The organism is Paenibacillus wulumuqiensis (assembly GCF_000971965.1).
GTDB lineage: Bacteria > Bacillota > Bacilli > Paenibacillales > Paenibacillaceae > Saccharibacillus > Saccharibacillus wulumuqiensis.
The window spans coordinates 222,851-248,555 of sequence record NZ_KQ040794.1 but is presented as its reverse complement, the minus strand read 5'-3'; the positions used below and the strand labels follow the sequence as shown (position 1 = coordinate 248,555).

At 45.3% G+C, this 25,705-nt stretch carries 20 protein-coding genes; 2 read left to right on the top strand and 18 right to left on the bottom strand.

Going from position 1 to position 25,705, the window contains the following annotated elements; genetic code table 11:
* Window positions 1-169 precede the first annotated feature (169 nt).
* Window positions 170-1,549, top strand: coding sequence for a C4-dicarboxylate transporter DctA (gene dctA / locus WH45_RS06000; RefSeq protein WP_046213483.1), 1,380 nt, complete (start codon window positions 170-172; stop codon window positions 1,547-1,549).
* Window positions 1,550-1,622: 73 nt separating this feature from the next.
* Here dctA and WH45_RS05995 read toward each other — a convergent pair whose 3' ends face one another.
* The 4 genes from WH45_RS05995 to WH45_RS05980 all read right to left on the bottom strand — a co-directional run bounded on the left by WH45_RS05995 (window position 1,623) and on the right by WH45_RS05980 (window position 5,429).
* Window positions 1,623-2,648, bottom strand: a complete 1,026-nt coding sequence (locus WH45_RS05995) for a Gfo/Idh/MocA family protein (protein ID WP_046213482.1) — start codon at window positions 2,646-2,648, stop codon at window positions 1,623-1,625.
* Window positions 2,649-2,911: 263 nt separating this feature from the next.
* Window positions 2,912-3,664, bottom strand: a complete 753-nt coding sequence (locus WH45_RS05990) for an amino acid ABC transporter ATP-binding protein (protein ID WP_046213646.1) — start codon at window positions 3,662-3,664, stop codon at window positions 2,912-2,914.
* Between the two features lie 74 nt (window positions 3,665-3,738).
* Entirely contained in the window at window positions 3,739-4,413 is a 675-nt protein-coding gene (locus WH45_RS05985) for an amino acid ABC transporter permease (RefSeq protein WP_046213481.1), read from the bottom strand.
* A gap of 164 nt (window positions 4,414-4,577) precedes the next feature.
* The gene (locus tag WH45_RS05980) at window positions 4,578-5,429 is read right to left on the bottom strand and encodes an amino acid ABC transporter substrate-binding protein (RefSeq protein ID WP_046213480.1); all 852 of its coding nucleotides are present in this window, start codon (window positions 5,427-5,429) and stop codon (window positions 4,578-4,580) included.
* Between the two features lie 442 nt (window positions 5,430-5,871).
* Here WH45_RS05980 and WH45_RS05975 point away from each other — a divergent pair, with 442 nt between their 5' ends.
* Window positions 5,872-6,240: a hypothetical protein gene (locus WH45_RS05975; RefSeq protein ID WP_046213479.1), complete on the top strand. Its 369-nt coding sequence runs from the start codon at window positions 5,872-5,874 to the stop codon at window positions 6,238-6,240.
* 60 nt (window positions 6,241-6,300) lie between these two features.
* On the opposite strand, the gene WH45_RS05970 is transcribed toward WH45_RS05975, so the two are convergent.
* The 14 genes from WH45_RS05970 to WH45_RS05905 form a co-directional block, all read right to left on the bottom strand.
* Window positions 6,301-7,251 carry a methyl-accepting chemotaxis protein gene (locus tag WH45_RS05970; protein WP_052723636.1) on the bottom strand — a complete coding sequence of 317 codons (951 nt, stop codon included), beginning with the start codon at window positions 7,249-7,251 and terminating at the stop codon, window positions 6,301-6,303.
* A gap of 11 nt (window positions 7,252-7,262) precedes the next feature.
* The gene (locus WH45_RS05965; RefSeq protein ID WP_046213478.1) at window positions 7,263-8,294 is read right to left on the bottom strand and encodes an FIST signal transduction protein; all 1,032 of its coding nucleotides are present in this window, start codon (window positions 8,292-8,294) and stop codon (window positions 7,263-7,265) included.
* A gap of 469 nt (window positions 8,295-8,763) precedes the next feature.
* The gene (locus tag WH45_RS05960) at window positions 8,764-10,116 is read right to left on the bottom strand and encodes a helix-turn-helix domain-containing protein (protein WP_046213477.1); all 1,353 of its coding nucleotides are present in this window, start codon (window positions 10,114-10,116) and stop codon (window positions 8,764-8,766) included.
* A 166-nt stretch (window positions 10,117-10,282) separates the two neighbouring features.
* The gene (locus WH45_RS05955; protein WP_046213476.1) at window positions 10,283-11,704 is read right to left on the bottom strand and encodes a helix-turn-helix domain-containing protein; all 1,422 of its coding nucleotides are present in this window, start codon (window positions 11,702-11,704) and stop codon (window positions 10,283-10,285) included.
* Window positions 11,705-12,005: 301 nt separating this feature from the next.
* Window positions 12,006-12,179, bottom strand: coding sequence for an aspartyl-phosphate phosphatase Spo0E family protein (locus WH45_RS05950; RefSeq protein WP_152663496.1), 174 nt, complete (start codon window positions 12,177-12,179; stop codon window positions 12,006-12,008).
* Window positions 12,180-12,566: 387 nt separating this feature from the next.
* The gene (locus tag WH45_RS05945) at window positions 12,567-13,868 is read right to left on the bottom strand and encodes a pyrimidine-nucleoside phosphorylase (RefSeq protein ID WP_046213474.1); all 1,302 of its coding nucleotides are present in this window, start codon (window positions 13,866-13,868) and stop codon (window positions 12,567-12,569) included.
* 232 nt (window positions 13,869-14,100) lie between these two features.
* On the bottom strand, window positions 14,101-14,814 hold the full coding sequence (gene deoD / locus WH45_RS05940) for a purine-nucleoside phosphorylase (RefSeq protein WP_046213473.1): 714 nt from the start codon (window positions 14,812-14,814) through the stop codon (window positions 14,101-14,103).
* Window positions 14,815-15,140: 326 nt separating this feature from the next.
* Window positions 15,141-16,322: a phosphopentomutase gene (gene deoB, locus WH45_RS05935; protein ID WP_046213472.1), complete on the bottom strand. Its 1,182-nt coding sequence runs from the start codon at window positions 16,320-16,322 to the stop codon at window positions 15,141-15,143.
* A 189-nt stretch (window positions 16,323-16,511) separates the two neighbouring features.
* Window positions 16,512-17,693, bottom strand: coding sequence for a NupC/NupG family nucleoside CNT transporter (locus WH45_RS05930; RefSeq protein ID WP_046213471.1), 1,182 nt, complete (start codon window positions 17,691-17,693; stop codon window positions 16,512-16,514).
* Window positions 17,694-17,910: 217 nt separating this feature from the next.
* A complete protein-coding gene (locus WH45_RS05925) occupies window positions 17,911-18,306 on the bottom strand; it encodes a cytidine deaminase (RefSeq protein ID WP_046213470.1) in 396 nt (131 codons plus the stop codon).
* A gap of 196 nt (window positions 18,307-18,502) precedes the next feature.
* Window positions 18,503-19,168 carry a deoxyribose-phosphate aldolase gene (gene deoC / locus WH45_RS05920; protein WP_046213469.1) on the bottom strand — a complete coding sequence of 222 codons (666 nt, stop codon included), beginning with the start codon at window positions 19,166-19,168 and terminating at the stop codon, window positions 18,503-18,505.
* A 483-nt stretch (window positions 19,169-19,651) separates the two neighbouring features.
* A complete protein-coding gene (locus WH45_RS05915; RefSeq protein WP_046213468.1) occupies window positions 19,652-19,909 on the bottom strand; it encodes an Imm32 family immunity protein in 258 nt (85 codons plus the stop codon).
* Between the two features lie 6 nt (window positions 19,910-19,915).
* Window positions 19,916-25,414, bottom strand: a complete 5,499-nt coding sequence (locus WH45_RS05910) for an RHS repeat domain-containing protein (protein ID WP_152663490.1) — start codon at window positions 25,412-25,414, stop codon at window positions 19,916-19,918.
* Between the two features lie 25 nt (window positions 25,415-25,439).
* Window positions 25,440-25,688 carry an RHS repeat domain-containing protein gene (locus WH45_RS05905; protein ID WP_046213466.1) on the bottom strand — a complete coding sequence of 83 codons (249 nt, stop codon included), beginning with the start codon at window positions 25,686-25,688 and terminating at the stop codon, window positions 25,440-25,442.
* Between the last annotated feature and the right edge of the window lie 17 nt (window positions 25,689-25,705).

The following is a 25,705-nucleotide window of genomic DNA, read 5'->3' as shown; positions in this document are numbered from 1 at the left end:
ATGATATGTTAATTATTTTTACATATTATTCGCTTTTTTTTGTTTTCATGTTCAATTCATGCCAGAATGATTGTGCAGTTTATTAAAACAATGAAATTATGCTGCTTTTAGCCATTCTATCATGTTATAAAATGCTACATAAACTTATACGAAATAAAGGAGGCCTTTTATGTCCTTTTTCAGATCCCTGTTTTTTCAGATTATTGTGGCTGTCATTATCGGCATTGGAGTCGGGATGCTTTGGCCGGGCTTTGGCGCCATGCTGCAGCCGCTTGGCACCGGCTTCATCAAACTGATTAAAATGCTGATCGCTCCGCTGATTTTCCTGGTTGTGGTTGCAGGTATTGCCAAAGCAGGCGATCTCAAGGCGGTAGGACGGATTGGTCTCAAAGCGATTATCTGGTTTGAAATTGCGACTACAGTTGCCCTGGTGCTTGGACTGGCTGCTGCCAAATGGATGCGTCCGGGAGAAGGAATGAATATCGATGCCAGTACGCTCGATCCCAATGCGGTAGATGCCAAAACAAATGGAGCAGAGCTGCCACATACGGTGGATTTTATCCTGAATATTATTCCGACCAGCGCGGTAGATGCCTTTGCCCAGAATGCGCTGCTGCAGGTGCTGCTGCTGGCCTGTCTGTTCGGTACGGCACTGGCGGCGAGTGACAGCGTCCTCAAGCATAATGTGCTGACCCTGGTGGATCAGATCATGGAGCTTGTGTTCCGGGTAATCGGTTATATTATGAAGCTGGCTCCGATCGGGGCATTCGGCGCTATTGCCTATACGGTAGGCGCATATGGCGCTTCGACACTGACGTCCTACGGCATGCTGATTGTTGCCTGCTATGTGTCTGCGCTTGTCTTCCTTGTCTGTCTTGGACTGGTGGCATGGTGGCTGACCGGAATGAATATGCTGCAGTTTATCCGTTATACCCGTTCGGAGATTATGCTGGCGATCGGTACGGCATCTTCCGAAGTGGTGATGCCGCGCATGATGGACAAGTTGACCCGGGCAGGCTGCAACCGGGCAGTTGTGGGACTTGTTGTGCCGACCGGATACTCCTTTAACCTGGATGGTGCTTCGATCTATCTGTCACTGGCGACGGTGTTCCTGGCGCAGGCTGTCGGAATTGAATTGACACTGACCCAGGAGATCACGATTCTGGCTGTGCTCATGCTCAGTTCCAAAGGAATGGCCGGGGTACCTGGATCGGCATTTCTGGCATTATCCGCTACAGCTGCTGCGCTGAATGCCTTCCCTGTCGCTGTCGTCGCCCTGCTGCTCGGTGCTGACCGGTTCATGGATACGATGCGTGTATTCACCAATCTGATGGGCAATTGTGTAGCAGCCTTTGTCGTAGCCCGCTGGGAAGGGATGCTGGACACCGACCGGATGAAAGCCGTTTTGTCCGGCGAGATCTCCGCGGACGAACCTGCCAGGGATACGGAAAAGAAAATTCACCCCGATCCTCTCTCCCCTGCAGGCGAAATGGCAGTGGCCGCCTATCCCCATACGGTCCTACCCGAGCCGCGTCCCGGTTCGATCTAACCGATAGCTGGAAGACAAAAAAAGAGCTGCTGTCCGTGTGACAGCAACTCTTTTCTATTTATTTTATGAATAATCAGGAATTCAGTGTAATCGTTCTGCCTTCTGCCTGGGATTGGAAAGCAGCCAGAATAACATTCAGGGAACGACGTCCTTCTTCACCAGAAATGATCGGTGCCGTGCCGGTCTGGATACAGCTAATGAATTCGTCCATCACACCGCTCGCCACCTGCTTGTCATTGGTGGCAATCTCGCCGATCTGGTAACGCTCCACTGTGCCGTTGCGCAGCTCCACGATCACCTGATCCACCGGATCGGTACCGATCTTCATAACACCATTTTCGCACCACAGTACTGTACCATTATCTTCGCCACGGTAGGATGTCCAGCTCGCTACAAGGGACCCAATCGCGCCGCTGCCCATACGCAGCAAACAGATGGCATTATCATCCACATCCGTATCCGTTTTATCAAGAGTTCCAATAAATGCGCTTACGTTAACCACTTCATCTTCCAGCAGCCAGCGGATCATATCCGACTTATGTACGCCCAGATCGCCCATTGCGCCCATGATTGCTTCACCTTTGCGGAAGAACCAGCTGTTCTTGCCGTCGATACTCCAGCCTTCCGGACCACCATGTCCAAATGCTGTACGGAAAGTCAACACACGACCCAGATGACCCTGCTTGAGGATTTCTTTGGCTTTGAGATGTGGAGGCATGAGACGCTGATTATGTGCAACCATCAGGAACACATTGTTTTGCTCAGCCGCTGCAATCATATCGCGCGCTTCTTCATCTGTAGTGGCCATTGGCTTCTCAACCAGTACATGTGCACCTGCTTTGGCTGCTGCAATGGATACTTCCGCATGCAGTGCGTTCGGTGTGCATACGCTTACAGCATCGAACCCACCAGCCGCCAGCAATTCTTTATAATCGGCATAGGCTTTGGCATTATACAAATCCGCATAGCCCTGTGCTCTCTCAAGTACCGGATCAGCAAAAGCGACCAGCTCTACATCCGGGTTGGCTGCATATTCCGGAATGTGACGACGTTCCGAGATGCTGCCGCATCCGACTACCGCTACTCTGACTTTACCCATGAATCCCATTCCTCCTAGAATTGAAGTGAAGTGCTCAACAGTTATATTATCGAATTCCTGTCTATTAATCCAGCACCTGGGCAATAATTACCCAAATTTGGATGTTAGCATAACAAAAAGCAAACCCTGCAAACAACTTGCTGCTTGTTTGTAAGGTTTGCCCTATTCGATCCATAAGACTACGATAATTTTATTGCATTCCGCATCCAGCTGCTCCGCCAGGGAACTGCTCCTGCCGGGCAGTTACTGCAGCCCATTTCCGATCAGATATTTTCTCCGCTGATCCGGCTCATAAATTGCTGCGCACGTGCGCTTTGCGGATGGTTGATCACCTGATCCGGCGGTCCCTGCTCGATAATGTGTCCGCCATCCATCAGAATGACATGATCCGCTACGTCTGCAGCGAACTTCATCTCATGGGTAACAATGACCATCGTACGGCCTTCCAGGGCCAGCTGCTTGATTACACCCAGCACTTCCCCGACCAATTCGGGATCAAGCGCAGAGGTCGGTTCATCGAACAGCAGTACATCCGGCTCCATCGCCATCGCGCGCGCAATGCCGACGCGCTGCTGCTGTCCACCGGACAGCTGGTGAGGATAGTAATCGCCACGATCACCGAGTCCCACTTTGTCCAGCAGTCCCTGAGCGGTTTTGCGCGCCTGTTCTTTGTTCTTTTTCTGAACGACGACTGGGCCTTCCATGATATTCTCGATGACCGTTTTGTGCGGGAACAGATTGTACGACTGGAATACCATGCCAGTGCGCTTGCGCAGCTCGGTCACTTCACGGCTTGGAATTTTACGTCCAGGTTGAAAATTTAACGCACGATCACTCAGCTTCATAGTTCCCTGGTCCGGCATCTCCAGCAGGTTAATACAACGCAGCAGCGTTGTTTTACCCGAACCGGAAGGTCCGATGATTACAAGAACTTTTCCCTTTTCCAGGTCTACATCTATTCCTTTAAGCACTTCAAGCGAACCAAACGCTTTGTGCAGATTACGAATTTCCAGCATCATTGGATTTCCTCCCTATGTTGCATCATACTTTGCTTCTTTTGCAATCAAATGTCCTATAACCTACAAGCTGTCTAATTCGCTGAAGAGCGCCGCAATCGTTTTTCCAGTCGATTTTGCAGGGCAGACAGGATTGTAGTAAAAATCAGGTAAATTACTGCTGCTTCACTGTATACGAGCAAATATTCATAAGTGGTAGCAACGATCTGCTCGGAAGTACGATACAGCTCAACATAGGTAACCGCACCGGCAAGAGAAGTATCTTTGACCAGGCTGATAAACGAGTTTGCCAGTGGCGGAACCGATACTCTAGCCGCCTGTGGCAAAATAATACGACGTAAAGCTTCGGAACGAGTCATACCGATAGCATAAGCAGCCTCCCACTGCCCCTTGGCAATGGATTCGATAGCCGCTCTTACGATTTCAGAGCCATATGCCCCTACGCTAAGTGAAAAACCGATCAATGCTGCTGTAAAGGGATCGAATTCAAGACTTCCGCTAATCATCGGTAATCCATAGAAAATAATAGCCAATTGTACAAGCAATGGCGTTCCTCTAATAATCCATACATAAAATCGAGCGATTTGACGCAGTAGGCTAAATGAAGAAAGACGCGCCAATGCCGTCAGAACAGCCAAAATCAAACCTAGCAGAAATGAAAAAATTGCTAGTGGCAGTGTAAATCTAATGCCTGCTTCCAGCATCGGCCAAAAAGAATCAATAAGAATTTGTATTTGACGATCTGTCATGACTGACCTCCGTTTTCAGAATAACATTCAAAATTCATGATTATTTTCATAAAATAAAACACAATATCTTGATGCCGTTTAGGTCATCAAGATATTGGTTTGCAGATATAACTGGTTGATGCATAGATTTGAAAACCACCCAACATCAACCTGTTTAATTTATGTTATTTCGAGACATCTTCTCCAAAGTACTTCTCGGAAATCTTGAGATAAGTTCCATCATCCTTCATCTCTTTGAGCGCTTTATTGGCAGCTTCCACGAGGTCTTCACTGCCTTTGTTGAACATCGCTCCACTTTGAGAAGCATTTGCCTCTTCAGCTACCACTTTAAGTGGAAGGTTGGGCTGCTGCTTTTTCAAGTCAAGGTAAGAAAGATTATCATTCACTGTTGCATCTGCACGTCCAGAAGTTAACAGCCCGATAGCCTGGTTGAATCCATCAACAGATACCAGCTCGGCACCATTGCTTTTTGCAATTTTACCAAGGTTACTTGTAAGGGATTGAGCAGACTTTTTGCCTTTCAAATCAGCAAAAGATGTAATATCCGTATTGCTTTCAGGCACAATCAGTACTGCTTTTGAAGCGATGTAAGGATCGGAGAACAGGTATTTCTCTTGGCGTTCAGGCGTTATGCCTACCTGATTAAATACAGCATCAAAACGCTTGGAATCAAGACCACCAATCATGCTATCCCATTTGGTCTCAATGAATTCAGGCTCTACGCCCAGGCGTTTGCTGATTTCGGTCGCAATATCCACATCGAATCCAGTGAGCTTGCCGCTCTCATCGTGGAAAGTAAACGGCGCGTACGTGCCTTCTGTACCGATGCGCAGTTTACCACTGGCTTTGACCGATTCCAGAGTAGCTGCACCGGAGGAAGCTGGCGCGCTCTCGGTCGTTGCAACCGATTGATCTGTTCCACTGCCTGTTGTCGCTGTATTCGAGCTGTTACCGCATGCTGCAATTACCAGCATGGTCAGGATCAGCATCAGAGTTAAAGAACCCCATTTTTTCATTTGTAAGACTCCCCTCAAATATGAATGTTATGAATATCTATACATTCGGCTCTACGATAAGCCCTTCGGTCGCTGTTTGTTGAAACTTCCGCAATTCATACGTTAGTATTTCCTCACCTGGTCTCAAAAAATAACGAACTGCAAATTGTATAGTACACCGTCTGACATTATCCGTCAACTCTTTTTCCGATAAAAATGGTTGGTTTAATTAATTTATCATAATTCGCCCCATTTGACTATTTGATAAATAACAATAGAGGAAGAAATTGTGAACATTCAGCAAATTCATTTCACACCTTTCATAGACTAAAATCCGCCTATTCAAACATTCTGTGGGTATATACATGATAATGTTCTCCATGAATAATATGCACAATTCCCAAATGAACGGTCAGGAGGTTGTTAACATTGACATTGATGACACTGGAGTATATTTTGCGGGTTGTTGTCGCTGGCGTATGCGGTCGGTATCGGAGTTACTGCGCTCATACTGATTGTGCAGTTCGCCATGCACGGCCGCAGTGCGCCTGTACTCGGTGCCAAATCATATACGCTGTCTGTCAGTCTGGTCAATCATACCGATCCGGTCGAGAATCTGCTGAAGACGCTGGAGGACAATGAGATCTATATCGTCAAGCTGTATTCCGAGACCAACGCACCGACCCAGAGCAATTCGGATATTCCCGATACCCATATCCAGTCGGAAATCCAATTGAAGATGGAGATCAAGTTTCCTGCGTCGATGCGTACTTCGGACGTGATGCTGATCCTGCAATCACTGCCGGACGTACGCCGGATCAATCTGGAATAAGCCAGCACAAAGACGCCCATCCTGCACAAGGATCGGCGTCTTTGCTTTGCTATTGTTCTGCTATTTCTGCTGCTGCAGCATCTTGATCTGGTTCATATGATTGAGAATATATAGATAATGCTCGGATTTCTTGTCTCCATTATAGATCAGTTCATCAATATTCTGATTTTGCTTGCCGGACAGATCCGCGATATTGGAAATGTTTCTGGCGATGTCGTTGATGCTTTTGAGCTGCGAAGACTTTACAGCCTGCAGCTGACGGTTTACTTCCGCTTCGGCAGTCATCACACTCTCAAAGCTCTCGGCCGAACGCTGCATCGTATCACTGGCTACTTTCACGATGTCTTTTCCTTTGTTGGATTCCAGACGGATCGATTCGAGGATATTGTTCATATCTCCAAGCAGATCCAGAATATCGGTAGCGCTTTTTTTGGTCGTATCGGACAGGGACTTGATTTCACTGGCCACCACGGCAAATCCTTTACCTGCTTCTCCGGCCCGTGCAGCTTCGATCGAGGCATTCAGCGACAGCAGATTGGTCTGGGTCGCAATACTGGTGATGGTGCTGGCGAACTGGTTGATCTCTTTGTATTTCACTTCGATCGCATTGAATACGGCAACCATATTCTCGAAAACGCTGGAGACTTCGTTCATATTGCCGGCAGACTGATTGACCAGATTCTGCGTATCGACGATCGTATCCTGCGAGACTGCGATACTGGAGGCTACTTCATTAATAATCGTCTCGGTCTCTTTGTCCAGATCATGCAGCACATTTTCGATGCTTTTGATTTCTGTAGTTGTTTCGTTCAGGGAAATTGCAGCCTGCTTGAATCCGTAGGTAATATTGCGCTCTTCGGCCAGCACCAGCTGGATGTTTTTCTCGATTTCATTAGTTAACATATATACATAAGGCAGCGCCGAAAATGGTTTCTCGACCTGTACCTGCAGGATTGGTGGTGTGAGTTCAACAGCATTCGATTTTCTTATTTTAAATACGCTTTTCAGCATCTTTATTCCTCCTATTCAAACGCCAGAAGTACCATCGTCTGGTTAAAATGCTTGTTGTGGATCTGTTCGCCATAGCTGATAAAGCCCGCCTGATTGCGGCTGACGCTTAACAATTTGTCATCCAGACTTTTCCATGTGTTTTCGCTTTTGAACTTCAGGCTGCGTAGAATACAATGAATAGACAAGATAAAAGATGGCTTAAACTTTATCGCATTCAGCGTTTCCTGGAAGCACTGATGTACATCCAGCGGCTGCAGCACATCTACATACGTATTGGGTGCAATCTGGGAGTAGAAGGTGATCGACTTGTCCGGGTTTACTTTCATCGGTGAGGTAATATATGTGCTGTCCTTGATCACTTTGCCCAGCGGATTGTTCATAAATGCCTTTTCCAGCTGATTCTCCGGGATACCGAGCACACTGGCATATTCCGTAGAAGCCGGACGATTGTTAAATGTGCGTACGAGCCGGTTCAGAGGCTCCGCATCAGTTACGAGCAGACGCTCACCTGTCGTGTAGTAGAGGTTTTCCTTGAGCAGCTGGGTTCGTCTCGGCCAGTTAAAGTACAGCGCTACACCGTTTACTTTTTGGTTGCCGATATAGACAGCAGTTTCCTTGAATTTCACATAGTCGCCGGAGCTGCCGCCGATGACCTTGAACTTCTCATCCATAAAGAACAGTGTCGTCATGACACTCTCTTCCTGACCGGACAGTCCATCATACAGAATGAACATGAATGCATTGGGATTGTGGCGCACTTTGTTGTACCCGGATTGGAGTTCGTCGATGCTGAGAATCGCTGGTGACTTGATCTCGATCAGTTCTACCAGATCGCGCTGGTAGGCGAATCCGCTGATAACACCTTCTTTGAATCCTTCGGAAGTATATTCGCCGGCGGTGGAGCAGAGTACCACATGTTCTGTGGCGAAAGCGCTCAGTTCTTTGACATTTTCCACTGTTGTGAATAACACGATCCCTTTATCGGGATTGGAATGAATGTATTCTTTGGCCTGTCCGGTTGTTTTAAAATATAGTGATTTCATCGTATCTTCCTCTCATCACAGAGTATCGCCTAAAGTTCCATACATCGATGCATTCTGAATTGCATTCAATCATAAAATAACTAAGTTAGTGGAGTATATAACTTGGACAAGGATACCAATCAAAGCTTAACAAGTATTCTTTTTCTAAAATAAAAACTGTCATGCTGCAAACGATTTATCAAACTTATGTCGTATGCAGAATGACAGTGTCATCAGCTATTTATTTAGTTATCGGTTTTATCTCGACTAAATTTTATATATTTCAAACATAATATGACAATTTTCGCTAATATCAGCTATGTTCATTAGAACCTTTGTTTCAGTTTGTCGAATTGTTCACGTACCCGGTCACGGATATCTTCCATTTTGTGAGGAAGTTGGCATATCCATATGCCAGGTTGTTATTTATGTAGATTATTTTACAGATAAAAGAGGATATTAAAAAAGCTGCCCGATTCAGGTGACCGGGTCAGCTTTCTTTATGGCGTTGCATGAGCAGGGACCATTCTTTTAAAACTTTGAGCAGTTCCGGGTATTCAGTGAATTCACTTTTTTTGTTGATCTGATTGGCAATAGCGAGACATTTGGACATGTACTCAATGCCTTCAGAGTAGTTGGCCTGACGAAAATGATATACTGCGAGTTGACGGTATAACTTTTCCAGCATATCCATTGTATTCGCGTTGTCGTAATAATTATTTTTCAGATGAGTAGCGCTCTCAATGTATTCGAGATGTTGTAACAACTTTGGATAGATATGATCAAGAGAAAAATCATGTTTATTGGCTGCCTGCAGGACAGTAACCATACCTGGCAATATTTCCGGAGGGTGCTGTTCGAGAAATTGCAAATATTCCGAAAGCTTGGATGTATTACCCATTAGAAGATGCAAACTTAATTCGTTTGCTATAGCTATATTATGAATCTTTTCTACTTCTTTTCTTCCGGTCTCATCCAATCCTTCAAACCAATCCAGATTATTGTAGTGTTTAATATAGCTTAATGATTTAGCATAATCCCCTTGTTCGTCCGCTATTAATCCTTCCATCAGAAAACTATGTGCATAATATACGACCAAGTGACGCTCGGTTATAAAAATCCGATCTCCATTTTTCTTTTGCTGCATATGAAGACGCTGCTCATAAGCTTTAGTAGCAAGTACCCGCATCTCGGCACAATATTTGTACATCTTCTGCCAGTCACGGTGAATAAAATAGATGTTGATCAGCTTGAAAAGCGCATCCAATCTGTAATTTAGATCAAGTTCATCGTAAAAAGGCTCAAATTTAATAGCGGCACGAAGTTTACTTTCAAAATCAGTACCTGCAGAATTCAGTAAAAAAACACGATAATGACTGAGTATAGTTCGCTCACTATGACGATTTTTCTCATTTTTAATTACCGTTTCATAAAACAATAGCAAAGCGTGACGCTCTCCTTCTGCGTACCATTGTTCGGCCAAATTAAATATTTGAGATATTTGAGAATCGTCTTCTGTAAGCCAATTTAGTATTTTTTCGATTTTTTCAGAGAAGTTTAATTCGATGCATCTATATAATAAGGGTTTTAGTTTCTTCCAATGGTGTGTGTGTCCTTGAAAGTACTCTTCAATGTAATGATCGTAAAACCAACCTTCTCGATAGCCTAATGCTTGAGTGATTTTATCCAGATGATCAATAGAAGGCAGTTTGGCAGAATTACTGTTTAGTACAGAACTCAACGTTCCACGATTGATACCTGTAATTTGGCTTAGTTTATTATGATTAATCGTTTTTTTTGTTAGTTCTTCGACAATAATAGTGTGAAAAAACTTTTTCTTCATAATGCCTACTCTCCAAATTTCTAAAAATTATTATTTTAATTAATAAAATAAAAAAGCATCAAAACCTAAGTTTTGATGCTTTTTGGATCAGCCGCCAGTACCATGTCCTAACACGTTAGCACTTGCATTAAGAGCGTCGATTAATAGTGGACTAAAAATCAATAAACTAATAACTTGAGGAATCAATATGCTTGCTAAAATGCGCTTCTTCAATTCTCAACACCTCTCTCATAATTTGAATGTACTGTTCTAACTGATTACTGGCTGCATGCTCTCTATACATTTCAAATAAAGAAATGCTAGGAATTAAACCATCTTTACTTTTAAATCTAACACTTAAATTCATACATTTTATAACGTTATCGATAGCTTTATTATAGCTACGATTTTTGAAGAAATAAATAGCCAGTTTTTTATATAAACTTATATACCTTTCCATACTTACATCACTTTGATAATATCCACTTTTAGTTTGCAGTTCTTCTTCCATTTTTGTTACTGTGTCCAGAAATTCATTAATAATATCATCAATTATAAAATTATATTTATTAGCTGCTTCTACTATAAATATTAATCCTGGAAGTACCTCATTAATATCATTTCGGAGGAAATCTAAGTATTCAGACAACCGGTTATTATTTCCAGTCAACAAATGTAATGCTAAAAAGTTAGCTCTAGCAAAACCTGATAATTTGTTGACTTCTCTTCTTCCTTCTTCACCTAAACCCTCAAACCAGTTTAAATTTTCATATTTATAAATATATTCTAATGCTTCGTCGTAACGTTCCTGTAAAAATAAAGAGTTGCCTTTCATAACATAACCTTGTCCATAATAAACTACAAGATGTCGTTCTGTCTGGAGACCTCTCTCTTCATCAATTCCATTAATCATATGAATTCTATGATCATAAGCGCTAGTTGATAACTCATGCAGCTCATCTGCAAAATATTCGGCCTTCTCCCACATATGCTGGTTGTAATAAATATTCGCAAGCTTCAACAAACCATCCAATCGAAAACCCACCGGCAGTTCATGCCGATACGGTTCAAAAGTGATCGCTGCGCGGAGATTGTTCTCGAAGTTCTCGCTTTGACTCAGTCGGAAAATGCGGTAGTGGCTGATTGCAAGACGTTCTGCATGGCGGTATTTCTCATTCATCGTGACATAGTGATAAAAAGGCAGCAGGATCTGCCGATGACCCGCGTCATACCATTCCTCGGCAGCATCAAATACAGCTGCTGTCTGGCTGCAATCCTCCATCAGACGGTGTAGTGCCTTACCGATGAGTTCTTCTTTATTCAGTTGAATACAGCGGTAGAGAAAATTTTTGAGCCGACGCCAGTGAGGAACTTCCCGGTCAAAGCATTCTTCCAGGTAGAGTTCGTACAGCCAACCCTGCTCATAGCCCAGTGCTTCTGCGATCTTGTCCATTTGGGGAATAGAGGGCAGCTTGGAAGGGTTTCCATTAAGAATAAGACTCAGCGTTCCCCTGTTCATTCCGGACACCTGGCTGAAGCGGCTTAAATTATATCCCTTTTGCTGGATCTCCTGTTCCACGATGGAACGAATATTAAGGGTATTCTGCATGTTCTGTCTCTCCTTACTTTACCTGGTACATATTCTACCACAACTGTATAATTTGACGCACCCATATTATGTCATCAAATTTTTAGGAATCACTGCTTGGTAACTGTATTACCCGCAGTCTGCTTTTCCATCCTATGACGATCTGGTTGATAAGGGTTTGAAATTAGGCGTTATTTCCATAGGCATACGTATGCATTCCATTATTACCATATAGTGTAATACATGTTGCCTTCGATAGGGATTCTGATTTTAAGGCAACATCATATAAAGAAACCTCGGAGCTCCCGAGGAGCTCCGAGGTTTACAGATTCAGTTTACTGCTGTCATACATGCAGGCATGGCGGTTGAATTCATTCAGCGTTTGATCCAACTGCTGGGACTTGACCAGTACCCGATGATCCGAGAAACCGTATTGTTCCACCAAATAATGAAGTTCTTCACGCTCCTGTTCAATCCTTTTTAGGCATCCGATCATGTCCACCTGTCATCCCTTCCTCTGGTTCCATAATATTCTTTTATATTCATCATATGTTTTTTGTGTTTATCTTAAGTTTTACAGAGCCTATCCTACTCTTGGTAAAGCTGCGCTTAACGACCGGCTGGCAGCAATCTCGTGGTAAAGACAACTATTATTTATATCGGTTGATACCCTCTCATATTTTGTATTAATTTATGTATAATCCCCAATTTGATCAAAAAAATAGACAGCAGCTTTTCTCATGATGATGCTGCTGAGAAAAGCTGCTGTCCTGGTGGGTGTAACAAGGTGATCATATACCATCACCTACGTCGAATGGAAACTCTTCTGCTTCGGATTATATGGGATAATTCGAGCGGGTAGAGAGCTGATCTTGTACTGCTATTACTCGGTAACTGTGCCGTATACGAGTGTTGGCGCGTCTGCATGATCCGCAATACGGATATTCTCGTACAGCATTGCCATTACATCGTCTACATTCTCACGGTTGGAATGAATGGTTACGAGGGATTCGCCGGCTTTGACAGAATCGCCGACTTTCTTGTTCAGCATCAGGCCGACAGCCAGATCGATCTCGGATTCTTTGGTTGCGCGTCCTGCGCCCAGCAGCATCGCTGCTGTACCGATCTCATCGGCTACCAGTTCCGCTACCACACCGTCCTGCTTGGCAGGTACTTCGATATGGAATTTCGCCTGCGGCAGGCGCTCCGGATGATCCACGACAGATGCGTCGCCGCCCTGATTCGCCAGGAACAGCTTGAATTTCTCCAGTGCTTTACCATTGGCAATGACTTCTCTGAGTTTTTGCTCGGCTTCTTCCAGGGAGCTTGCTTTGTTGGCCAGGAAGACCATCTGGCTGCCCAGTGCAAAGCACAGTTCTTCCAGATCTTTTGGACCTTGTCCTTTGAGTGTGTCGATCGCTTCCTGGATTTCCAGGGAGTTACCGATCGCAAGTCCGAGCGGCTGGCTCATATCGGAGATAACGGCCATTGTTTTGCGGCCTACGTTGTTACCGATGCTAACCATGGCGTGTGCCAGTTCTTTGGCATCTTCCGGTGTTTTCATAAATGCGCCTGCACCTGTTTTAACATCCAATACGATTGCGTCGGCACCGGCAGCGATTTTCTTGCTCATGATGGAGCTGGCGATCAGCGGAATGGAGTTGACGGTTGCTGTTACGTCACGCAGTGCATACAGCTTTTTGTCTGCAGGCGTCAGGTTGCCGCTTTGTCCGATAACGGCGATTTTGCTTTCATTGACGAGCTTGATGAATTCATCCTTGGTAATTTCCACATGGAATCCTTCTACCGCTTCCAGCTTGTCGATCGTACCGCCTGTGTGTCCCAGACCGCGTCCGGACATTTTGGCTACCGGGATATCGAGAGCCGCTACGAGTGGAGCCAGTACGAGTGTCGTTGTATCGCCCACACCGCCGGTGGAGTGCTTGTCGACTTTGACGCCTTCGATCGCAGACAGGTCAATTGTCTCGCCGGAGTTCACCATTGCCATTGTCAGATCGGCACGTTCGCGCTCGGTCATATCCTGGAAGAATACAGCCATGTTGAACGCACTCATCTGGTAATCCGGGATCTCACCGTTGGTATATCCTTCAATAATAAAGTTAATTTCTTCTGTAGTCAGTTCTTTACCGTCACGCTTTTTCTCAATCAGGTCTACCATTCTCATCGTTGGATCTCCTCACTTGTAGTGGAATATTTAACATGAACCTAACATCGATATAAGCAGCTGCAGAGCATCCGAAGCATTATTCCTCTCTATCCGATGCTGCTGTGCTGTAGGTGTCCGGGAAAGGTGGTGTACATCCGCATGCACCAGTACGGTGTACACAATGCAGCGGATGTCCAATCACTCTGTTCCCGGCTGTCTGCCGTCTATGCTGGACGGTTAGCGATCCGGATTACTTTTGAAAAGAGATCGCTGCGTCCAGAGCCACTTCCATCATATCGTTGAATGTAGTCTGTCTTTCTTCGGACGTTGTCTCTTCGCCTGTCAGCAGATGGTCACTTACGGTCAGAATAGTCAGTGCGTTCACACCAAACTTGGCAGCCAGTGTGTACAGTGCGCTGGTCTCCATCTCTACACCCAGTACGCCATATTCCATCAGACGGCCTGTGATCGTTTTGTCATCACGGTAGAAGGAGTCGGAGCTGAAGATGTTACCTACGTGCAGGTTGAGGCCTTTTTCCACACCACGGTCATAAGCTGCTTTGAGCAGTGGGAAGCTGGCCACCGGTGCAAAGTTGTAGCCACCGAAAATATGTGTATTCATGCTAGAATCGGTACTTGCCGCTTGGGCAATGATGACGTCGCGTACTTTGACGTTCTCCTGCATACCGCCGCATGTACCGACGCGGATCAGGTTCTTCACGCCGTACTCGCTGATCAGCTCGTTTACGTAGATACTGATCGATGGCAGACCCATACCTGTACCTTGTACAGAAATACGTTGTCCTTTGTACGTACCGGTAAAGCCGAGCATACCGCGTACTTCGTTATAGCAGGTTACATCTTCCAGATAGGTGTCGGCGATGTATTTGGCGCGCAGAGGATCTCCTGGCAGCAGGATTGTTTCGGCGATGTCGCCTGGTTTTGCAGCAATATGAACACTCATTTGTGTATACCTCCAGATAAATAGTATGCGCTTCGAAGCGAACTCGCTTCAGCAATGGATCGGCTTTCACCCTCTGTTAAAAATGAATATCCGGAATGACTGCCTGAAGCAGTCGATATTCATTTTTAAAGGAGGCCGCTACGCTGTTTCAGTCCGATTCCATTGCTTCCGCTTGGACGGAAGCAACTTGTATGGAGGGGTTAACGGCATTCGCTTAACCCCTTGAAAAATAAAACATAAAGAAAATATTCAATTCCTTTAAATCAATACACTTATAAATACACTTGCGATGTACTGGCTATGCTTTGTCGCTGTTCCTCCCGATCTTACTTGAGATCGGACAGGAAGCTTTCGCCGTATTCGGGCATCGTTACGCCGAAGTTCTCGGCTACGGTTGCGGCGATGTCGGCGAAGGTTTTGCGCAAAGGAAGTTCTTTGCCTCCATTTGCAAAACGTTTGGAGTAGACGAGCAGTGGCACATATTCACGGGTATGATCGGTTCCGGTGTAGGTTGGATCGTTACCGTGGTCGGCAGTGATGATGAGCAGGTCATCTTCTTCCATTTTCTCGAATACTTCTGGCAGGCGTGCATCGTATTCTTCCAGTGCGTCGGCATAGCCTTTTGGATCACGGCGGTGACCGAATAGGGCGTCAAAGTCGACCAGGTTCAGGAAGCTCATACCGTGGAACGGCTTGGATACAACGTTCACCAGCTGATCCATGCCATCCATATTGGACTTCGTACGGATCGATTCGGTTACGCCTTCGCCGTCGTAGATATCGGAGATTTTACCGATTGCGATTACGTCCAGTCCGGCATCCTTCATCGCATTCATCGTCGTCGGTCCGAATGGTTTCAGAGCATAGTCATGACGGTTGGATGTACGGGTGAATTTGCCGACTTCACCGACAAATGGACGCGCGATAATGCGGCCCAGCATGTACGGATCATCCAGTGTAATCTCACGGCAGAACTCACAGATCTCATACAGTTCCTTGAGTGGAACGACTTCTTCGTGTGCGGCAATCTGCAGCACGGAATCGGCGGAAGTATAGATGATCAGCGCGCCGGTCTTCACATGCTCTTCGCCCAGTTCGTCGATAATCTCGGTACCGCTGGCCGGCTTGTTGCCGATGACTTTGCGGCCGGTCTTCTCCTCGATGCGCTGAATCAGCTCATCCGGGAATCCATCCGGGAACACGCGGAACGGGGTATCAATATACAGTCCCATGATCTCCCAGTGTCCGGTCATCGTGTCTTTACCGCGGGAAGCTTCCTGCATCTTGGTATAGTAGGCAAGCGGCTGCTCCGCTGCCGGTACACCCTCGATTTCACGGATATTGGACAGACCCAGTTTGGCCATGTTCGGCATGTTCAGTCCGCCGTTCTCACGGGCAATATGTCCGAATGTATCAACATCCACGTCGCCGAATTCTGCGGCATCCGGTGCTTCACCGATCCCCACCGAATCCATTACTACCAAATGTACACGTTTGAATGGTGTCATCGTTGATTACTCCTTTCAAAATAGACAGCTTGCTGAATCATACGCCATGTCATACAGGATATAACACCCTGTAGTCATGCTCAAACAGCAGGCGCTGTCCGAGAAGTACGATTCAACAAGCTGATAAGCTGTAAAATTGTGCAAAGGACTATTTTACAACAGATAAGTTACGATTGGAAATACTCTTTCTTACAGGAACAGACCGGCGATGATCGCGGACAGTACGCTGACCATAGTCGCGCCGTACAGCAGCTTCAGACCAAACTTGGCAACTTCGTTACCTTTCTTCTCGTTCAGGCCTTTAACCGCACCGGAGATAATACCGATGGAAGAGAAGTTGGCAAAGGATACGAGGAACACGGATACGATACCGATTGTGCGTGCGCTCAGCTCGGTGTGTTTGCCCAGATCCAGCATCGCCACGAACTCGTTGGATACCAGCTTGGTCGCCATCAGGCTGCCCGCTGTAACTGCTTCGCTCCAAGGTACACCCATGATGAATGCAAATGGTGCAAAAACAAAACCCAGCAGTTCCTGGAACGTGATATGGAAGATCAGATCGAACAGTCCGTTGATCATAGCGATCAGGGCTACGAAACCGATTAGCATCGCAGCTACCGTAATGGCAACTTTGAAACCGTCCATAATGTACTCGCCCAGCATTTCGAAGAAGCTCTGTTTCTCTTCTTCCTGTACTTCCAGTATATCTTCTTCTTTGGTTACACGATATGGATTAATGAGTGAAGCGATGATGAAACCGCCGAACAGATTCAGTACAAGCGCTGTTACTACGTAACGCGGCTGCAGCATTACCATGTAGGAACCGACGATGGACATCGATACGGTCGACATGGCGGAAGCACACAGCGTGTACAGACGGTGCTTCGGCAGCATACCGATCTGCTTTTTCACCGAAATGAATACTTCGGATTGTCCCAGAATCGCGGATGCTACCGCATTGTAGGATTCCAGCTTGCCCATGCCGTTGATCTTGCTCAGCACCAGACCGATGTAGCGAATGATGAACGGCAGAATTTTGAAATACTGCAGAATACCGATCAGCGCGGAGATGAATACGATTGGCATCAGTACGCTGATAAAGAACGGTGTGGAACCTTCTTTGTAAGCAAATCCGCCGAATACGAAGTCCGTACCCTGATGCGCATACCCGAGCAGATGATTAAATACGGTTGAGAATCCGCCGATCAACCACGCGCCTGCTGTTGTATTAAGCAGGATAAAGGCCAGTATCGCCTGGAGCACAATCATGATGATAAGCGGACGATAGCGGATATCTTTCTTGTTGTTGCTGGCAACATAAGTCAGTGCGAACACTACGAGAATACCAATAATCGCGATAAGATATTTCATAAAAGATTAGCTCCTATTCTAAATCTGCATCCCATCCGGTGCAGGAACCCGTTCATCACGGTCAATATTGTAACTTGCTGTGAAACATTTGCGAAACGCTTTCCTAAAAATCATAAAGCGCTTACATTCTTTGCCAAAAGAATGAGTCCCTGAGGATCATCTTTTCAAAAATAAAGTGAAACGGTTGCTGCTGTGACTGAATATTGGGGTTATCCCATCAGCCTTTGTTCATATCCTTGGCCTGGAAATATCCCGGCAGAATCTCGGATACGCTCCATTCGCTAACGTCTCCCTTGAGGTTCGTCAGATAGACGCGAGTGTTCTCATCGCTGAATTCCGCAATGACCTGGCGGCAGGCTCCACATGGAGATACCGGTCCGTCCGTGTCGGCTACGATCGCGATTGCATCGATCTTGCGGATGCCTTCGGAAGCAGCTTTGAAGATTGCAGTACGTTCTGCACAGTTGGTCAGTCCGAAGGATGCGTTCTCAATGTTCGCTCCACCGTATACTTTGCCATCTGCGAGCAGTGCTGCGCCAACCTGGAAGTTGGAATAAGGTACATAGGCGTTCTGGCGCGCTTCAATCGCGGCCTGAATCAGTTGTTCTTTCATCGTACATAGCCTCCTTGGGCATGAATATTGACGATAATGAAGCCGGAAAGCCAGACGGCCGGAAGATTGCCACTCGGATGAATGGTCATCTTGTACTGCAATCTCCGGCAGCCTCTCTGTCCTGTGTACTGCCTGACCATCGATTCCGTCTCTGCTGCTCGGCGCAGACCGGACGGAATCGAATGACTACTGTGAATTAATAGTCGGAAGTGGATTGTCCACCTTCCATAATCTTCACACCAGAGCTCGCGCCAATACGTGTCGCGCCGGCTGCAACCATCTGGTTCAGGTCTTCCAGGCTGCGTACGCCGCCGGAAGCTTTGACGCCTACATCAGGTCCTACCGTTTTGCGCATCAGGGCGATATCTTCTGCTGTCGCTCCGCCAGTAGAGAAACCAGTGGATGTCTTCACAAAGTCCGCTCCAGCTTGAACAGACAATTCGGAAGCGCGAACTTTCTCTTCGTCAGTCAGCAGGCAAGTCTCGATGATGACTTTTACCAGTGCTTTACCTTTGGCTGCATTGACAACCGCCTGGATATCACGCAGTACCAGATCGTTGTCGCCGTCCTTGAGAGCGCCGATGTTGATAACCATGTCGACTTCGGTTGCACCGTTCTCGATGGCATTCGCTGCTTCAAAAGCTTTCACTTCAGGAGTGCTCGCTCCCAGAGGGAATCCGATAACGGTACATACATCCACTCCGCTGCCTTTGAGCTGGTCTGCGCAGTAGGCTACCCATGTCGGGTTGACACAGACAGAAGCAAACTGGTACTTTCTCGCTTCATCTGTCAGTTTGGTGATTTCCGCCTTTGTTGCGTCCGCTTTCAACAATGTATGGTCAATAAGCTTGGCCAAATTCATATGTGTATCGCTCCTTTAAACTATTCATTATTTCATACTCTTGTTATTACCCTGGATAACAAATACATGCTGTGTATATGGCAAATCTGTTGTGATCCTTGTTTGCATTAACATCATAGCATTGGTATGAACAAATGTAAAACAGTTTTTGAAAGTTTGTTCAGAGACGGACGAACAATCGTCAGAAGGGGAAAACTATTGTATGATAGCACAAAATTCGTGGATTGGCATGTGAATTTTTCGTGAGGGCATTTTTAGTAATTACAAGAATAGAGATATAATGCATAAGGATTTATGATAGACCTTATGATATAGGATGACTAGTTGTGTTAATTTCTAAGTTTAAATTATATTTTGAAATTACTTATCTATTTCTAACATGAAGAGAACTGATTCCTACGACATAACTGAAATACGACTTGTCTATTGCGGTAACATAGACAAGTCGTATTTTCAATTCCTGTTTTACATAATTTTACAATTTTATATTTTTTCGATAATTAGAGTTGCTGAACCTTCTTCTAGTGAGTTAATATCATCAAAATGCAAATGTCTTCCAGTTGGTATTTTATTCTGCGCAAGAGTTAATAGATGTTTAGCTAATGAAAACAATCCTTCATTATTTGCTTTAATATTTATAGTGTCACCTTCTATTAAACAAGCGATTTCGAAATTATCTTCCCATTCTAAACGAATTCCTTGCTCCTCTTGGTATTCATTAATTTTTATTTGTACTTTCATTATTCATCATTCCTTTAAATAAATATGGTAGTTTTCTTTGACCATCATTTTACCAGGTTTATTGGGATTCGGAACTAAAGTTTCAAAGTTCATGTGAGGTCCTCCACCATGTTTACCTGTAATGTCATTCTCGCCCATTCTAACCACTCTTTCACCATCTTTAGATACAAATCTTCCATTTTTAGTCTCTTGATATCCTTTTCCAAGAAACTTCTCAGCCATATTTAATACGTCATCTACTTTAGCAGTCATACCATCTTTCAAAGCAAGTTCACTAGCAGAACTATACTTTATAATTCCAGATACTTGACCCCCACTATTCATTGAAAGGAAGCTACCTACAAATTCTACATACTCCCATTTCTTATCTAAATTGTCTTGTGCAATTTCAATTGAATTTAAAAACTGATATTTTGACCATACTGCGTTTCCATCAGAATTTTTATAGGAACTAGTCTTTGTCAACAGTCCATATAAATAGTCAAATTTATTACCTCCGTCTGTATATACATTTGCAAACAAAGACTTTAAATTTTCCTGATGCAATTTGTAATAATAACTTTTTTTGCTTCCGTCAGCTTTCATTGCCTCATCTAACATACTAGCCACTTCATAATATGAAGTTGTTTTTCGGTGCCCTGTTGGGTCAATATAAGTGATAGGCATATTTTCAACATATGTGTATAAATTCATGCTGAGTGGATTACTGATTTGCCCCTCGTACGTATCTTCATTTAGAAACCGTCCCTGAGTAGGATCATAGTATCTTGCCTTTAGATAGTACAACCCCGTCTCCGCATCATACGTCTCCCCAGCATATTTAAACTCATTCGTCACCGTTTCCTTCTGCTGGGTAATATTCCCCCACTCATCATAACGATAGCTGTTCACCAGACTGCCATCTGTTCCAATCATCTGGACTACGTCACCATGTCCGTTGTACAGATAATAGTAATCCTTCTTATTCGCCTGGTCTTTTTTGACAAGCACCCGGTCACCGCGAATATAGCTGGATGCTGTACCATCGGCAGTTTTGTCAGAGACCACCTTGCCAGCTCCATTGTATCCATACTGGGTGACTTTGGTTCCGGTAGTTTTTTTGGCACGTAATCCGTCTGGTAGATAGTCGAAGCTGGTTTTGCCTTTAGCTGTGGTTGCAGATGTTAATGTGTTCTGCAGATCATACGTATAGCTTGCCGGCTCTGTCTCCGGCAGTTCCTGGGTATCACTCATCGTCCTGCGGTTGCCGCGCAAATCATACGTATACTGGGTCTCGCTGCCGTCAGCTCTTTTCACAACTGTGAGACGATTTAACTTGTCATACGCATACGTTGAAGTCTGTGCTGCACCGCTCTGCACCTGTTCCTTGATCCCTGTAATGTTGCCGTTGGCATCATACTGATAGTTATACACCGACAACATTTGGTCGCCTTTTGCATTAGTCAGTCGGGACAATCGATTCAGTGGATCGTAGCTCATACTCTCACGCAGGGTCGTTCCATCTGACAGGGTAGGGAAAGTGATACTGCGTACTTGACCGAGCGGTGTGTAATCATATTGTATATTCGCTGTCTTGGCCGTTGTGCGGGTCTGGCCGCCATTGGTCTGAATCTGGGTTAGACGGGATTTATCGTAGCCATAGTTGGTGAACAGGCTGTTGCCATTCAGACTGTTCTTCTGGCTCGTCATCCGATCCAGCGAATCGTATGTTACATTCAGCTGTGCATTGTATCCATTGGCTGTCGAGACCAGGTTGGTGACCCGATCCAGCTTGTCGATGGTACTTGTCTGAGTGGCTGTTTTGGTACCGTTCAGGTACAGTTCATGACGATCTGTAAGCAGATTGCCGTCACTGCCAAAGATGCTCTTGGTCTGCAGCGTGCTGCCGTCTGTCCCTTTCAGAGTGGCTACAGTACGTTGACCGCGTTCATCATATTGATAATTCGTCACGGTGCCATTGCGGTCGGTTTGCTGATCGTTCAGCCCACGCTGATTGTAGGTCAGATCGGTACTGTTACCGGATGGATCGGTCTTCTTGGTCATCTGGCCAAGCTCATTGTAGTCTTTGCTATACAGGGTCTCGCTTTTGCCTGCTGTATCGCTAATTGTCACTTTGGATAAACTGCCGAGTCCATCGTAGCCATAACGGCTCGTCTGATCCATCGCATCCTGTACGGAAGTCAGACGGTTCAATCCGTCATACGTAAAGGCTGTAGTCACGCCGCTACCATTACGATTATTATTCGGATCGATATAAGTCAGTATGTTCCCGACCAGATCATACGAATAGCTCTCCCTGATTGGCTGGCTGCGAGCCGATCCATCCTGGTAAGCGAGCATTCCTGTCATATGTCCATATGCATCGTAGGATTGCTCCACATAGTTAAGCTGGATCGCTGCATTGCCAGGATTGGACCGGTAAGCAGCTACCTGATCGGCTGCAACAGCAAACCGCTTGGCTTTATGCTGAGTCAGCTCGGCTTTATTCACAAACAGGTTGCCCTGGGCATCTGTAAATTCTATCTGCTGGCCCCATGCGTCGTAGGCTGCAGTCTGGGTATTGCCAGCCGGGTCTATTGCATAGACGGCACGCCCCTGATCGTCCGGATGATACTGGGAACGGGTCCAGCCATTGGTGCCATTGTACGTCTCATCGACACGCAGGAAGCCCATACCATCGTAATAGGAGGACTGGCGTGTCAGTATGGTCGTTGCACCTGTCGCTGTATTGGTATATTGACGGATGCTGTCCACCCGCATCGTCAGGATACCGCTGTTGACGCTGTCTGCCTCGGTACTGTAAGCACGATTGGTGTAGGCATACTGGTCTTCTACTGCGTATACGGTGCCATCCAGATTGGTGATCGATGGAGAGACGATCCGGGTCGGTCGTCCGAGAGCATCGTAAGTCGTCGTTGTCTTGCGTCCATCGCTGTCCGTTTGCTCTGTTAACAGACCGGTGCCGCTGTTGTACTTCATTGTCTGACGAACGGTTTGTGTATTTTTGCCTGCATTGGTCAGTGTCTGGGTCTGTTCGGTTGGATAGGCATAGTTATAGTCGGCACCGAATGTTGTTGTGACGCTGGTGCTTATACCATCGCGCACTTTACGAGTTTCGGTGACCTTCTGGATCTGGTTGGGCCCCGATGGTGAAGGTTCATAGCTATAGTTGGTTACTTCTCCCGCGGCATTGGTTGTACTTTGCAGACGACCGGAAGTGTTATAGCTGTATTGTTCGCTGATTTGTTTGTTATCGCTTTGATACCATGATTTGCTGAGTGGCAAATGGTACACAGGATCATAGGTGTAGTTTACGGTATGACGTGCTCTGGTATCAGCGTTGTTATAATCGCTTTCCAGCAGGTCATCGGTTTCAGCTGATGTGCCACCCCAGTCGGTATAGGTAATATCCTTGTAGCGGGTGACTGTGCCGTTCGCATCCTTCTGAATAGTTTGGATTTTGATAGGGTTGTATTCATATGTTGGATCAAACTGCTGATAATTGGTTGTAACCGTCTCGCCTTGAGGGTTCTTGGTTTCTGTGGAAAGCAACTGATGTTTACCATTGTAGGTATTAGTGATTTCAGTTCCATTAGCTGCTGTGCTGCTCTTAACATGGGCAGTTTGAGAGTAACGGTATAAGGTATGATCCCCACCATGAGCCTGATTAATATCATAATATTTGGTATAGTCATTAATATAGGTATAATCGATTTGATTCATTCTATTACCCTGGCTATTATTCGCCAGAAGAGGAACATCATAGCGTGAACGAATTCTGTATTCTGTGCTCTCTCCTCTGTTCCCTGGTCTACGACTTGCTTGCTCATATTCATAGTGCGTAACAGAGCGAGGGGAAGTCACTTGGTTTAGCAAGAAATAAGGTTCGTCTACAAAGTCTTTAGGGCTCTCAAAGCGGAAAGAAGCATTGACCAAGCTATAATCGAAAGTTTGCTTTTCCTGCATATTATTGGTGATACTTTGTAGTAAAGGTACGTATCCTTGATCCTGCTGATTTTGGATCAATTTAGCTCTACTTTTGGTATAAACCACTTTTTGTTGAGACTGACCTTGCGGATCATATACAGTAACAATAATATTTTCCCCTCGGAAATCATCACCCTGATTCAATTTAGTCTCATAATCAAAGGTAACTTTGCGACCAATAGTGTCTGTAATATAGGATAGTACGAATCCACCCCAGCCCTCGGTTACTTCAGAGTTTACTTTTCGATCTTGATAATGATAAGAAACTGTATTACCATAGCGATCTACTTTACCAATGAGCAAACCAAAAGAAGAAAAATACTCACGATTGCCGTTCGGATGTTTCATCAGATAACATGCTTGTAATTCTCCGTTCGAAAACTGTTCATTACTAGGTATTTGCCTAGTGAATGTTAAAAGACTCCCACTCTCTTTCTTGATATTTACTGTGGTATTCTCAAAAGCCGTATAAAGTCTATAACTTTGTCCTGTACCCGAATGATAAACAAATTGAGAATAATTGCAGTTAGGCCCTCCGCCTTCTACAGAAGGAAGTTGGAAAGACCATCCCATTCCTAAATCGTTCCGCTCATAAGTGTAGCTACGTTTATACACGCTAGCAGTACCTTTTTTAGAAGATTTTCTTGTAAAAGCAGAAGTATCCAAAGAATCGTAACGTACTCCAATATCCAAATCCAGCCCATCTCGTCCTGGAAGATGAATTTGATTAGCATTCCAGGATAAGCTTCCACTGGAAGTACTGATACTTTCTGTATTTTCTGGATTCTCATCATATTGCTGTTTGCCCAGATTATCGATTCGTTGATCATTAATCATATTATCCAGCGCACTATCCAATGCAGCCGACAGCGTCATTGCAGGAGCGCTGGAACTTTCGGCTGTCAATCCTCGTATCGCATGCAGACCTTGTGTAGAGAGCATCGGTCCATATGTATCATCCTCTACGTCTCTGTATACATCTCCTGTAACAGATACTTTGCTGTATTGCTGCTCCAATTCCGCCCATTTTATGTTCTGTTGACGATAGTCTTGCCAGATCTGATCTCCATCTTTGCCTGTGATCCGGTGCAGATATTCAATCCAGTAAATATCTACAGGTTCTGCTCCATCCTTGAGCAGCAGGTAAATCTTCTCTTCTCCCAGTTCAGTAATCGGCTCTGGTTCCGGAAGTGTCGTCTCGGATTGGAGAGCGAAGGAATTCACCCGGGAATTTGCTGCCGGATAGTCCAGCTGCTTGAGCTTCTCTTCCAATGCATCCATCTCTGGATCATCTTCCTCGTATACATCACCGTAGACGCTCTTGGCAACCGTCGTCCATTGATCCGGATCGGTATCCGGCGCCGCTGCCGTGCGGCTTGGTGGCTGAACAGAAGAGAATGTTTCTTTGGATGCTGACGTTCCAGCTGACGCATAGGCAGGTGTCAAGATCATCTCCAGTATCAGCATCAGGCTGAGTATCCACACTACCGGGACCTTTAATCGCTTGATTATATTCACTTGTTTATCCCCTTCGAATCTCTGTTTATTTTTTGTTGGCTGCGATCAGATTGGCACTATAGTTCCCTTTTTCCACTTTTTTATTTAGCAGATTACCGTTCTTGTCGTAACTGTATGTGACTTTCTGTGTTGCTGTGTAGGTAGTGGTCAATCTGCCATTGATATCGTATTCATACACTCTGGTAGAGGCAGCAGAGGCTGTAAGTACAGCGGAGAACAGGATACTTACAGAAAATAGCACCACTGCGAATTTGCGAAAATAATTTGGGATCATATACGTCTTTTTCCTCC